We start from the raw sequence: 12,092 nt of genomic DNA, 5'->3' as shown, positions 1-12,092 counted from the left end.
CCCATGATGGAACTTACCCGCAAGGGTGAATATGCAATTCGCGGTATTGTCTATCTGGCATCCCGCCCTACCGATCAAGTCTGCCTGCTGAGCGACATCGCCGCGGCAGTTGACGTCCCCCCTACCTTTCTTGCCAAAATCTTCCAGCAATTCAGCAAAATCGGGCTGGTCAAATCATACCGCGGCACCGGCGGCGGCTTCATCCTCGGCCGCCCGGCGGACAAGATCACCCTCTTGGACGTGGTCGAGGCCGTAGAGGGCCCGATCATCCCCAACAGATGTGTCATCAACGGAATAGATTGCGATCGCAGCAGCAGTTGCAACGTGCACCCGGTATGGATGAACGTACAATCCCAGGTCCGGGGCATCCTTGACAAGGTCACGCTGAAAGAGTTGGCTGAAGGGTAATCTTCGCCCTTTCGGCCCCGGCCAAAAAAATTTTGTCCAAAATAGGACAATTAGGGTCTTTTTATTCATAAAAGGATTGCATTTCAAATAAAAAGTTATAGACTGGCAAATAACAGTTTGATTACACCAAATTACGATTTGCCTCGAGAAAACACCTCACAGCACCACTATCTTAGCAAGGAGGAAGTATGGACGTACTAACCCTCAGTCAGCTGCAGTTCGCGGCAACCGGCATGTTCCACTGGATTTTCGTCCCCCTGACGCTCGGCCTCTCGATCCTGACCGCCTGGATGGAGACCAAGTATGTGACCACCGGGGATGAGATGTGGCTCCGCATGACCAAATTCTGGGGCAAACTGTTTTTGATCAACTTTGCCCTGGGCGTCGTGACCGGCATCACCATGGAGTTCCAGTTCGGCATGAACTGGTCCGAATATTCCCGCTACGTGGGCGATATCTTCGGTGCACCGCTGGCCATTGAGGCGACCTTCGCCTTCTTCCTCGAATCGGTCTTCATCGGCGTCTGGATCTTCGGCTGGAACAAGGTCTCCAAGAAGGCCCACCTGACCGCCATCTGGCTGGCCTCGGTCGCCACCAACATCTCAGCCCTGATCATCCTCCTGGCCAACGCCTGGATGCAGAAACCGGTCGGTTACGTGCTGCGTAACAACCGGGCCGAGATGGAGAACTTCCTGACGGTTCTGCTCAACCCCTACGGCTGGATCAAATTCACCCACACCCTGCTCTCGGGTTATGCCCTGGCCGCATTCCTCATTATGGGGGTTTCCGCCTGGCATCTGCTGCGCAACAACGAGAACGACTTTTTCAAACGTTCCTTCAAACTGGCCGCGGTCTGGGCCTTTGTCGCCTCCCTCGGCGTTGCCCTGACCGGGGACTTCCACGCCGTGGAGATCGCCAAGACCCAACCGACCAAGTTCGCCGCCATGGAGTCCCAATGGGAAACCAAGCGGGGTGTCGGCATGAACCTCTTGATCCTGCCGAACGTGGCCCAGGAGTGCAACTCCGTGGAAGCGCTCTGCGTACCCAACGCCCTCAGCATGTTGGCCTTTCACGATCCGAACGCCGAAATCAAAGGGCTCAAGGATTTCCCCAAGGAACTCCGTCCCATGGTTACCCCGACCTTCCTCAGTTTCCGCCTCATGGTCGGCCTGGGTAGCTTCATGATCCTCGCCAGCCTGGTGGCGATCTTCCTGTCGCGCAGACAGAACCTGGAGCAGCAGCGCTGGTTCCTGACGCTCATGGTGTTCGCCATCCCGGCCCCCTACCTGGCTGAGCAGTTCGGCTGGCTCGTCGCCGAACTGGGGCGCCAACCCTGGATCGTCTACGGCGTGCTCAAGACCGCCGACGCGGTTTCCAAGTCCATCTCCACCACCCAGGTGGCCCTATCCCTCTTGGGCTTCACCGTCCTGTACGGCCTGTTGGGCGCCATCGACATCTTCCTGTTGATAAAATACGCCAAAAAAGGGCCGGACAAGAATATTTCCACTATCATCAACGTTCAGGGGAGGGCATAAACTATGGACATCTCCGTATTCCAGACCATCTGGTTCGTACTGTGGGGCGTTTTGTGGGCGGTCTATTTCATGCTCGACGGCTTTGTACTCGGCACCGGCTTCATATCGGGATTCCTGGCCAAAAACGATACCGAAAAACGGGTCCTGATCAACACGGTCGGCCCGGTATGGGACGGCAACGAGGTCTGGCTGGTTACCGCGGGCGGCGCCACCTTTGCGGCTTTCCCCACCACCTATGCCCTGATGTTCAGCAACCTGTACTCGGCCCTGCTGCTGCTTCTGTTCTCTCTGATCGTGCGCGGCGTCTCCTTCGAATTCAGGGGCAAACTGGAAAGTGCCGCCTGGAAGGGGGCCTGGGACAAGGCCATCATCGTTTTCAGCTTCCTTCCGGCCCTGCTGTTCGGGGTGGCCTTCGGCAACATCTTCAAGGGTATCCCCATGAAGAACGATTTCGCCGCAATAAATTTCACCTATGACGGCACCTTGATCGGCCTGCTCAACCCCTACGGCCTGGTGACCGGCGTGCTGTTCGTCCTGCTCTTTGCCGTGCACGGCTCGCTCTACGCCGCCATCAAGACCACCGGCGACCTGAGCAAGCGAGCTGCCGCCCTGGCCAACAAACTCTGGCTGCCGCTCCTGGTGGTTGCGGTCGTCTTCTTAGGCTACACCTATCCGGCCACCAAGCTGTACGGCAACTTCCTCAAGGCCCCGGTACTGTTGATCATTCCGGTCATTGCCGTGGTTTCGCTCCTCCTGGTCAAGCTCTTTGCCGCAAAAGGCGAGTGCTACAAGGCCTTCACCTTCTCGTGCCTGACCATTGTCTTCGTGGTCTTTACCGGTGTGACGGGGCTGTTCCCCAACCTGATCCCCTCCAGTATCGACCCGGCCTCCAACCTGACCATCTTCAACTCTTCCTCCAGTCTGCTAACCCTGCAGATCATGACCGTGGTGGCGCTGATCTTCGTCCCGACCGTCATCGCCTACAAGATCTGGGTGTACCGGATCTTCAGGGCACCCGTCAGCAACGAGGACGTATTGGGAAGCCATGATGCGTACTAAATCGGCACATAACATGCTGATATAGCTCAACAGCCCCCCCTCGGCTTGACAAATCGACGATCGTGAAGTATAAGTATTACGTACCTTGAGCAACGAACCAAAGTCCCGGCCAACCGGGACTTTGGCGTTTCAGGGTAACTACAGCGAGAAAGGAGCACCCAGCCGGAGCCCCCCGACAACACTTCCAGGCGTGTACGCCATTCCGGCAAAGCCGATACAACCGACCCCACTCTTTCTTATGCGAAAAAAACTACTCTGCTTAACATGCCTGCTGGTGCTCGCAGGCTGCGAAAACACTCCGATCAAAAAAGCGGAGCCGCAGGCTGCTGTCGTCACCACTCCCATCGAATCTCCGCTGGACCGGGAGATCAAGAGCCTCTTGGAGAAAGGCATCTCCATGAGCGAACGCAAGCGTCAGGTCAGCGCCATAGAAGCCGCTTTCACCCGCCGCACAACCCCTCAACGAGCGCGCCAACTGGCAGCCCTCTGTTTTACCAAAACACTCAGCACGCCTTTCATGCCCTTCGACCTGGCCGAGATCGCCTTGGCCGAGACCGGCGGAAGCCGCCTCTCCGCGGTGGCCGTTTCTTCCAAGGGAGCGGTTGGCGTGTGGCAACTCATGCCGCAGCGGGCCAGAAGTCACGGCTACACCCCCCAGGACATGGAGAACGATGAAAAGTGCGCCGAAGCCGCTGTCCGCGAACTGTTCACCAAGCTGGAAGTCGCCGCAGGAAATCTGGAACGGGCTAAAAAGCTCTACTGCGGCCAAGGCCCCCAGGCCAATGCCTATCTGAGAAAGATCCGGCACGTCCGCCAGGAGATGCTGGCCGAACTGGAGCACCAGACCGAACGTCTCGCCATGGAAGAGTCCGGCACCAAAACCCCCTGATGACAGCCATGGGACGTCTCATCACCCTCTCCATCGCGGTTCTTCTGTTGACGGCCTGCGCCGCCTTCGTCAAGGACCCCCAGGTAGCAATCAAACGTACGAATATCGTCGGTCTGGACACCACAGGCTTCGACATGGAATGCTACCTGGGGGTTACAAACCCCAACTCTTTCGACATCTCGCTCTTGGGATATACCTACGACCTCCGGGTCATGGCCCTGCCGCTGGCCGCCGGCGGCCTCCAACGGACCGTCGCCTTTCCGGCGGGCGGGGAGACGGAGCTGCGCCTTCCGGTGCGGATACGGTACAACGACCTGATCGAGATCCTCAAGCGCCGGCCCGACCCGGACAAGATTCCCTACCGCCTGGAGGCCCGCCTGCAGCTGGCCACTCCCCTGGGGGAGATGATCATCCCGGTCGTCAGCGACAGCACCCTTTCCCTGCCGGAAGCATACCGGCCCGACACCTACCTGGACCGCATCAGGGACCTCCTGCGGGGCCTGCGCTGAAAACCTGCCGGAAGCGTGCCGCGCAGCGGTTTTCGGGCGTTTTTGCTTGATATGAAAGCGCGTGCTCTGCTATAGTTGGCCGGATTTCCCCATGCTGCCAGTATGCGCACGGGCCGCCGCACGGTAATGCGTGCCCCGTATGGTTAGTTCGTACCCGTACTTCCCACGACGAACCGCACGGGACACGAACCGACGAAAAGGCGGCGGACCGCGAACATCCCCTTGGCGTTTCAACCATAAACTTCGCAGAGCAAGGAGCTTGCACAACGTGGAGACCCCATTGAATCCGACCAGCGGCAACGGTTTCAGCCTGCGCGCCAAGATGATGCTGCTCTCGACGGCGGCCTTTTCCGGCATCCTGCTTGTGGCCATTCTCAGCATCCTGCTCCTCAACGAGGTCAGGATCGGGGGAGCGACCTACCGGACCATCCAGGCCAACAACAACGCCCTCGAAAATATCGCCCTCCTCAAGTCCGACCTCTACCAGATCAGCAACGAGATGCAGAACTTCATGCTGGAAACCGATGTCGCCGCCATCGACAAGATCGTTACGACCGTGAAGCGACTCACCCGTGATATCGACAGCAAATTCGGCGTTGTCCAGAAGTCGGTGAACTCGTCCGAGGAACGGGAGACCATCAACAAGGCCTACACCATCTGGTCCGATTACAAGAAAACGCTATTGAACGAGGTCCTGCCCGCCGCCGAAAAGGGGGACGTGCTCAAGGCCAGTTACCTCATGACCGGCCTTCAGACGCAGCGTTTCAACAGCTTCAGCACCACCGTCGCGGCCATGGTGGAAACCCTCCACCGTGACGTGAACGCCGCCGAACAACGGGTGGCTACCAGCATCGCGCTCAAGATCATGACGACCGCCATCGTCGGTCTCGTGGTGATCTCCCTGATCGCCCTGCTCTCGTACCTGATTACCCTGTCCATCACCAGACCCCTGCGGGCGTGCGTTGTTTTTGCCGGCACCGTGGCGGCCGGCAAGCTCGACACCCGTCTCGAAACCAAGGCCGGGGGCGAGATCGGTGCCCTGGCCGTAACCATGAATACCATGGCCGAGAACCTGCAAAATATGGTTTCCCGGGTCACGACCGCCTCCGATGAGCTCACCTCCATCGACAACAACATCGAGAAGGCCTCCCGCCAAGTGGTCAACTCCGCCAAGCTCCAGGAGGAAACGGTCGCGGAAACCTCCCAGGCGGTGGAACTCATCAACATATCGATCCAGGACATTTCCAACGACATCGACAAGCTCGCCGTCTCGACCTCGGAGACCTCCTCCTCGATCCTGGAGATGGCGGCCAGCATTGAGGAAGTGGCCATAAACGCCGACAAGCTGGGGGTTACAGTCAACGAGGTCAGTTCGTCGATCATCGAGATGGCCACCTCCATCAAGGAGATCGACGTCAGCATCGCCAATCTGCTGGACGCCTCCAGCACCACCGCCTCCTCCGTCGCCGAGATGGACGCCACCATCAAGCAGGTGGAAAAGAGCGCCATGGACGCCTCGGCCATCTCCGAGGGGGTCAAGAACGACGCAGAAACCGGCAAGCAGGCGGTGGAAGAGGCCATAGCCGGCATGCAGGACATCCGCCGCTCGTCCCACATCACCGCCGAGGTCATTGAGAACCTGTCCGTCAAGGCCAACGACATCGGCGCCATACTCTCGGTCATCGATGAGGTGGCGGAGCAGACCAACCTGCTGGCCCTCAACGCCGCCATCATCGCCGCCCAGGCCGGAGAACACGGCAAGGGGTTCGCGGTGGTGGCCGACGAGATTCGCGAACTCTCCGAACGGACCAGCAGTTCCACCCGGGAGATAGCCGCCGTCATCAAGGGGGTGCAGAACGAAACCCTGCGCGCGGTCGAAGCGATCGGCCTGGCGGAGCACTATATTTCGGAGGGTGAGAAGCTCTCCCAGCGTTCCGGCACCGCCCTGGAAAAGATCGTCAGCGGCGTCCAGAAGGCCAGCATCCAGACACGGGAGATCGCACGCGCCACCGTCGAACAGGCGCGGGGCAGCCAGAGCATCAAGGAAGCCATGACCAGCGTGGAGGAGATGGTCGGTCATATCGCCACCTCGGCCCGGGAACACACCAAGGGGAGCGACCTGATCTCATCGGCGGTAGAGTGCATGAATGACCTGACCGTCCACGTGCGTACCTCGACCCGCGAACAGAGCCGCGCCAGCAGCCTGATCGCCCGTTCCACCGAAGACATGACCTCCATGGTCGATCAGATCCGCGATGCCTGCCGTTCCCAAGGCCTCAACAGCGCCCAGATCCTCAAGGCGGTCGGCAACATCCAGCTTTCCTCCACCACCAACGCCAAGGCCGCCGATCTCATGGAACAAGCCGTCACCAGCCTTTCCAAGCAGATCGACCTGCTGGAAAAAGAGATGGACGGTTTCAAAATCTAGCCGCATACCACCCCGGAGACTGCAACATCATGGACCGACTTACCCAACGACTCGCCACACTGGGCGAACATAACGACAAAGCGCTGGTGACCTTCGTCACCGCCGGCGACCCGGACCTGGGCACCACCGAAGCGGTGATCCACCTGCTGGCGGATGCCGGCGCGGATATCATCGAACTGGGGGTTCCTTTTTCCGACCCCATGGCCGATGGGCCGACCATTCAGCTCTCGTCCGAACGCGCCCTGGCGGCCGGCACCACCCTGGAGGGGATTCTCGCCACCGTAACAAAGGTGAGGACCTCACAGGACATACCGATCATCCTCATGGGCTATCTCAACCCCATCCATGCCTACGGCTACGAGCGTTTTTGCCGCGACGCCGCGCAGGCGGGCGTGGATGGCGTTCTTTTGGTGGACATGCCCCCCGAGGAGTCCGGCGAATTTCTCCGCCATGCCGCTCCGAGCGGGCTGAACGTCATCTTCCTCCTGACCCCGACCTCGGACAAGTCGCGTATCGCCACCGTGGACAAGCTGGGGCGCGGTTTCGTCTATTACGTCACCGTCACCGGGGTCACCGGCATGCGCCAGCAGACCTCCGCCACCCTGGCGACCGAACTGGCCAAGGTGCGCAAAAAGATCCGCCTGCCGGTCATGGCCGGGTTCGGCATCTCCACCCCGGAACAGGCCGCCCAGGTGGCGGCAATGGCCGACGGCATCGTCGTCGGCAGCGCCATCGTCAAGCTGTTCGAGCAGCATTCCGGCGCCAAGCTGAAAAGCGAACTGCGCCGGCTGGTCGGCGAGCTGAAAAAGGCCATTTCTCCCGGCCCAGCCTGAGATGTGCGCTTGACAGGCCGCCGCATTTTTGCTACCACCCCCATTCACTTCAGTACGTTTTCAACAGATCGCGAGGTTTATTATGAGCTGGTTCAATCGGGATAAGGCAGGGATAGAAAAGCACACGGAAAGGAAGGTCAAGGTTCCCGAGGGAATGTGGGTCAAGTGCCAGGGATGTTCGGAAACCATTTTGGGCAAAGAGATCGAGAACAACCTCAACGTCTGTCCCAAGTGCGGCCACCACTACCGCATCCCGGCCCGCAAGCGCCTGGAGATCCTGTTGGACAACGGAACCTGGCAGGAGTATGACGCCGACATGAAATCGGTGGACTTTCTCGACTTCAAGGATGCCAAGAGCTATCAGGAGCGGATCGATGCCGCCTTGGCCAAGGGGGGGTCGAAAGATGCCGTCATCTGTGTCGAGGGGGCCATCGAGGGAATCGGCGTGCAGGTAGCCTGCTTCGATTTCGCCTTCATGGGGGGAAGCATGGGGAGCGTGGTGGGGGAAAAGATCACCCGCTCCATCGAGCGCGGCCTCAAACAGCGCCAGCCGGTGCTCATCATCTCCGCCTCGGGTGGCGCGCGCATGCAGGAGAGCATCCTGTCGCTCATGCAGATGGCCAAGACCTCGGCCGCCCTGGCCAAACTGAAACAGGCGGGCATCCCCTTCATCTCCATCCTGACCGATCCCACCACCGGCGGCGTCACCGCCAGCTTCGCCATGCTGGGGGACCTGAATATCGCCGAGCCCAAGGCCCTGATCGGCTTTGCCGGGCCCCGTGTCATCGAGCAGACCATCCGCCAGAAGCTGCCGGAAGGGTTTCAGCGGGCCGAGTACCTGCTGGACCACGGCATGGTGGATGCGATCATTCCCCGCATGGAGATGCGCCCCAAGCTGGCTTCGATCCTGAAAATGCTCCACCACTCCGCTGCCTGAGATGTCCCTGGCCGGCATACTTGAGAAACTCTACGCCCGGCGGCGCTTCGGCATTCGTCCCGGCGTGGACCGGGTCCGGCTCATTCTGGAGCGCCTGGGGCACCCGGAGCGCTCCTTCCGCAGCATCCATGTGGTCGGCACCAACGGCAAAGGCTCCACCTCGGCCTTTCTCGCCGCCATACTCGGCGCGGCGGGACTGCGCACCGCCCTGTTCACCTCTCCCCATCTGGTAAACTTCAGCGAACGTTTCCGCATCAACGGCGAGGAGCCCACCCGGGAACGCCTGGAAACGCTCCTCGCCACGGTTCTGGCTGCGGCCCCGGCAGAGGCGACCTTCTTCGAGATCGTCACCGCCCTGGCCGCCCTCTGTTTTGCCGAAGAGCGGGCCGAGGTGGCGGTCATGGAGGCGGGCATGGGGGGGAGATCGGACGCCACCGCCGTCATCCCCGCCCTGATGACCGTCATTACCCCCATTGCCCTGGACCACTGCGATTATCTGGGGGCAACCCTCGCCCACATCGCCGCGGAAAAGAGCGCCATCGCCGAACCGGGGACCCCGGTGGTCGCCGCCCGCCAACCGTCCGAGGCCCTGGAGGTGATCCGGCGGGTCTGCGCCGGAGGAGGCAACCGGTTCATCCACGAGGGGGATGACTTTCGCGCCTCCTGGGGAGGCGACGGTTCCCTCGACTACTACGGCCTCGGCACGGAGCTGTCCCACCTGATCCCCGGCATTCCGGGGCGCTATCAATCGCACAACGCTTCCCTGGCCCTGGCCGCTGCCGAGGCGCTCGGCGCCGCCGGGATCACCATCGCCACGGATGCCCTCTCGACAGGCATCGGCGCCGCCCGCTGGCCCGGCCGCATGGAACTGATCCCGGGCCCTCCCCCCCTGCTGCTGGATGGGGCCCACAACCCGGCCGGCGCCGCCGCCCTGGCCGAGGCGCTCGACGATTACCACTACCGGAGGCTGCTCCTGGTCACCGGCGTCATGTCCGACAAGGATGTCCCGGCCATATTCGCGCCCCTGGCGGGCAAGGTCCACCAGGCCTACACCGTCTCCCCCGCCGTGGAGCGGGCGATGAATGCCGACGCCCTGGCCGGCATTCTGGGCGGGCTCGGCTTCCGGGCCACGGTCTGCGGGAGCGTCGGCAACGGCATAGAAACGGCCCGCCGCGAGGCGGGGGCGAACGACCTGATCCTGGTGTGCGGATCGCTGTTCACGGTCGGCGAGACCAAGGCGTGGCTCGCCGGACAACACTTCGAAGGGATACGCGGCTAGTGACCCACACACGCCTGTTCATACTGCTGATCTGCCTGGTCGTGCTCCCCGCGACTCCGTCCCTTGGGGCGGTCCCCATGCCGACCGAAGGCAACATCTCCATCAACTCCGACAGCATGAGCCAGGACACGGCCAACGAGGTGTTCACCGCCACCGGCCACGTCACCATCAGGTGGCAGGGGATGACCCTCACCGCGGACAAGGCGACCTACGACCGCAAGACCAGGGTGCTGAACGCCACCGACAACGTCCTCGTCGTCAAGGGGGACGAGACCCTACGGGGAAACTCCATCAAGCTGGATATGGACACCGGCCGGGGTGAACTGGAAAAAGGCACACTCAACTCCACCACATCCAACGTCACCTTTGTCGGCGAGAAGATCACCCGGATCAACGATAACGAAGTGGAACTCACCACCACCGAGCTGACCACCTGCGACCTCCCCGATCCAAGCTGGAAATTCGGCGCTGACCACCTCAAGGTCAACCTGCTGGGATACGCCATCGGCCGGGGGGTGACCTTCTACATCAAGGACGTGCCGGTGCTCTACCTCCCCTGGATGGCGTTTCCGGTGGTGCGGGAACGCAAGACGGGGCTCCTCTTTCCCCGCATGGGCTACTCCAGCAATCGCGGCGCTCAACTGGACATCCCGCTCTACCTGGTCATCTCCCCCAGCCAGGATCTGGTGCTGGACCTGGATTTCGAAACCAAGCGCGGCGTCGGCACCGGGGTCGATTACCGCTATATCTGGAACAGGGGGAGCGAAGGGCGTTTCGGGGGCTACCTGATCTACGACCTTTTGAAGGATCGCTGGCGGGGCCAGATGAACCTCAACCACAAGGAAATATTCTCCCCGACCATGAACGTACGGGCGGATATCAACCTGGACAGTGACCGGAGCTTCCAGGGGGATTTCGGTGAAAAGAGCGGCGACTACAACCGCCAGTCCAACGACACCGTCGTCAACGCCCTGAAAACCTGGCAGAATTATGCCCTCTCCGGTTACCTGCGCTTCGCCGAAGACCTGTACGCCGCGGACAACAGCCATACGCTCCAGACGCTCCCGGAGGTTTCCCTGGCCGGGGTTCGCCAGCAGATTCCTTCGATTCCGGTCTATTTCGACCTGGACTCCAGCGTCGCCAACCTGTACCGCGAGGTCGATCCCACCGGCCAGCGTCTGACCGCCTTTCCGCGCCTCACCTACGTGACCGGCCTGCCCGGCTACCTGAACGCCTCGGCCTATGCCGGCCTGCACGTGCGCGGCTACACCACCCAGGACAGCCCCGGCGGCACCACAAAGGAAAACGACGGCGACCTGCTGCCCGAACTCGGCGCCCGCGCCGCCACATCCGTCAGCCGGGTCTATGACATAGGCGGCACATCCCTCAAAAAACTGCGCCATGAGATCACCCCGGAGATATCCTACACCTACGCACCGAACCACGACCAGTCCCGGCTCCCCTTCTACGACTACAACGACCGCCTCGTGGGGCAGAACATCATCTCAGCCTCCGTGACCAGCTTTCTGGGGGGCAAATTCCAGACGGGCGACACCACCACCTATCGCGACATCTCCCTCATCAGGTTGACCCAGGGGTACAGCGCGGGGGGCACGCGGCGCGACCTGCTGACCATGGTGGACGCCAACCGCCCTTGGACCGACCTGACCCTGCAATCGGAGACCTGGCTGCATCCCCAGGCAAAGTTCACCATCGACGCCCGTTACAACCTCTACGACAAGCGTTTCTCCAGCACAGCGCCGGGGGTGGAGTTGGACGACAAGCAGGGGAACAGCGCCGCCCTGAGCTACCGCATGGCCCGCAATCAGGTGGAATACCTGGAGGGCAAGCTGGCCACCAAGTTTTTCACCCCGTGGACCCTTGGCTATACCACCCGCTATTCCTTCGACCGCCCCGGTTTTCTCGAATCGGTCTACAGCGTGGAATACCGTCAAAAGTGCTGGAGCGTCAACGTTTCCATCGGCGACCGGCCGGGAAGTCACTTCTCCTTCCACTTCGGTTTCAACCTGGAAGGATTGATGGCGAGCAAATGATCAGGGACCGGCATATTTTTTCTTGACAACCATGGCGAAGATGAATTAAAAAGTAAGACCTTACTCAATGATTTTGGCGGCGTAGCTCAGCTGGTTAGAGCACACGGCTCATATCCGTGATGTCCGGGGTTCAAGTCCCTGCGCCGCCACCATTTAACGAA

General features: G+C 60.9%; 10 protein-coding genes and 1 tRNA gene. All 11 read left to right on the top strand.

Features of this window, described 5'->3' with window-relative positions; all coding sequences use genetic code 11:
- Positions 1-3 precede the first annotated feature (3 nt).
- The 11 genes from F6V25_RS08620 to F6V25_RS08570 all read left to right on the top strand — a co-directional run bounded on the left by F6V25_RS08620 (position 4) and on the right by F6V25_RS08570 (position 12,083).
- Complete coding sequence (locus F6V25_RS08620; protein WP_151128202.1) at positions 4-408, top strand: RrF2 family transcriptional regulator; 405 nt, start codon at positions 4-6, stop codon at positions 406-408.
- Between the two features lie 188 nt (positions 409-596).
- Positions 597-1,943 (top strand): cytochrome ubiquinol oxidase subunit I, encoded by a 1,347-nt coding sequence (locus F6V25_RS08615; protein ID WP_151128201.1) that lies wholly within the window; start codon positions 597-599, stop codon positions 1,941-1,943.
- A 3-nt stretch (positions 1,944-1,946) separates the two neighbouring features.
- Positions 1,947-3,002, top strand: a complete 1,056-nt coding sequence (gene cydB / locus F6V25_RS08610) for a cytochrome d ubiquinol oxidase subunit II (protein WP_151128200.1) — start codon at positions 1,947-1,949, stop codon at positions 3,000-3,002.
- 238 nt (positions 3,003-3,240) lie between these two features.
- The gene (locus tag F6V25_RS08605) at positions 3,241-3,891 is read left to right on the top strand and encodes a transglycosylase SLT domain-containing protein (RefSeq protein WP_151128199.1); all 651 of its coding nucleotides are present in this window, start codon (positions 3,241-3,243) and stop codon (positions 3,889-3,891) included.
- Positions 3,892-3,899: 8 nt separating this feature from the next.
- Entirely contained in the window at positions 3,900-4,400 is a 501-nt protein-coding gene (locus F6V25_RS08600; RefSeq protein ID WP_151128198.1) for an LEA/WHy family protein, read from the top strand.
- A 268-nt stretch (positions 4,401-4,668) separates the two neighbouring features.
- Positions 4,669-6,828 (top strand): methyl-accepting chemotaxis protein, encoded by a 2,160-nt coding sequence (locus F6V25_RS08595; RefSeq protein ID WP_246167003.1) that lies wholly within the window; start codon positions 4,669-4,671, stop codon positions 6,826-6,828.
- Positions 6,829-6,857: 29 nt separating this feature from the next.
- The gene (gene trpA / locus F6V25_RS08590; protein WP_151128196.1) at positions 6,858-7,661 is read left to right on the top strand and encodes a tryptophan synthase subunit alpha; all 804 of its coding nucleotides are present in this window, start codon (positions 6,858-6,860) and stop codon (positions 7,659-7,661) included.
- An 82-nt stretch (positions 7,662-7,743) separates the two neighbouring features.
- A complete protein-coding gene (gene accD / locus F6V25_RS08585) occupies positions 7,744-8,598 on the top strand; it encodes an acetyl-CoA carboxylase, carboxyltransferase subunit beta (protein WP_151128195.1) in 855 nt (284 codons plus the stop codon).
- Position 8,599: 1 nt separating this feature from the next.
- Entirely contained in the window at positions 8,600-9,877 is a 1,278-nt protein-coding gene (locus F6V25_RS08580; RefSeq protein WP_151128194.1) for a bifunctional folylpolyglutamate synthase/dihydrofolate synthase, read from the top strand.
- The gene (locus tag F6V25_RS08575) at positions 9,877-11,931 is read left to right on the top strand and encodes an LPS-assembly protein LptD (protein ID WP_151128193.1); all 2,055 of its coding nucleotides are present in this window, start codon (positions 9,877-9,879) and stop codon (positions 11,929-11,931) included. The genes F6V25_RS08580 and F6V25_RS08575 overlap by 1 nt, the downstream gene beginning before the upstream one ends.
- Positions 11,932-12,006: 75 nt before the next feature.
- A tRNA-Met gene (locus tag F6V25_RS08570) sits at positions 12,007-12,083 on the top strand.
- The last annotated feature ends 9 nt before the right edge of the window (positions 12,084-12,092 follow it).

The organism is Oryzomonas japonica, assembly GCF_008802365.1.
Taxonomy (GTDB): Bacteria; Desulfobacterota; Desulfuromonadia; order Geobacterales; family Pseudopelobacteraceae; genus Oryzomonas; species Oryzomonas japonica.
Note: the sequence above shows the minus strand (reverse complement) of the source record. Positions and strands in the feature narration are given on the sequence as shown.

Coding starts and splice junctions, on each gene's coding strand:
- F6V25_RS08620 (WP_151128202.1), top strand. CDS start 4: ATGATGGAACTTACCCGCAAGGGTGAATATGCAATTCGCGGTATTGTC.
- F6V25_RS08615 (WP_151128201.1), top strand. CDS start 597: ATGGACGTACTAACCCTCAGTCAGCTGCAGTTCGCGGCAACCGGCATG.
- cydB (WP_151128200.1), top strand. CDS start 1,947: ATGGACATCTCCGTATTCCAGACCATCTGGTTCGTACTGTGGGGCGTT.
- F6V25_RS08605 (WP_151128199.1), top strand. CDS start 3,241: ATGCGAAAAAAACTACTCTGCTTAACATGCCTGCTGGTGCTCGCAGGC.
- F6V25_RS08600 (WP_151128198.1), top strand. CDS start 3,900: ATGGGACGTCTCATCACCCTCTCCATCGCGGTTCTTCTGTTGACGGCC.
- trpA (WP_151128196.1), top strand. CDS start 6,858: ATGGACCGACTTACCCAACGACTCGCCACACTGGGCGAACATAACGAC.
- accD (WP_151128195.1), top strand. CDS start 7,744: ATGAGCTGGTTCAATCGGGATAAGGCAGGGATAGAAAAGCACACGGAA.
- F6V25_RS08580 (WP_151128194.1), top strand. CDS start 8,600: ATGTCCCTGGCCGGCATACTTGAGAAACTCTACGCCCGGCGGCGCTTC.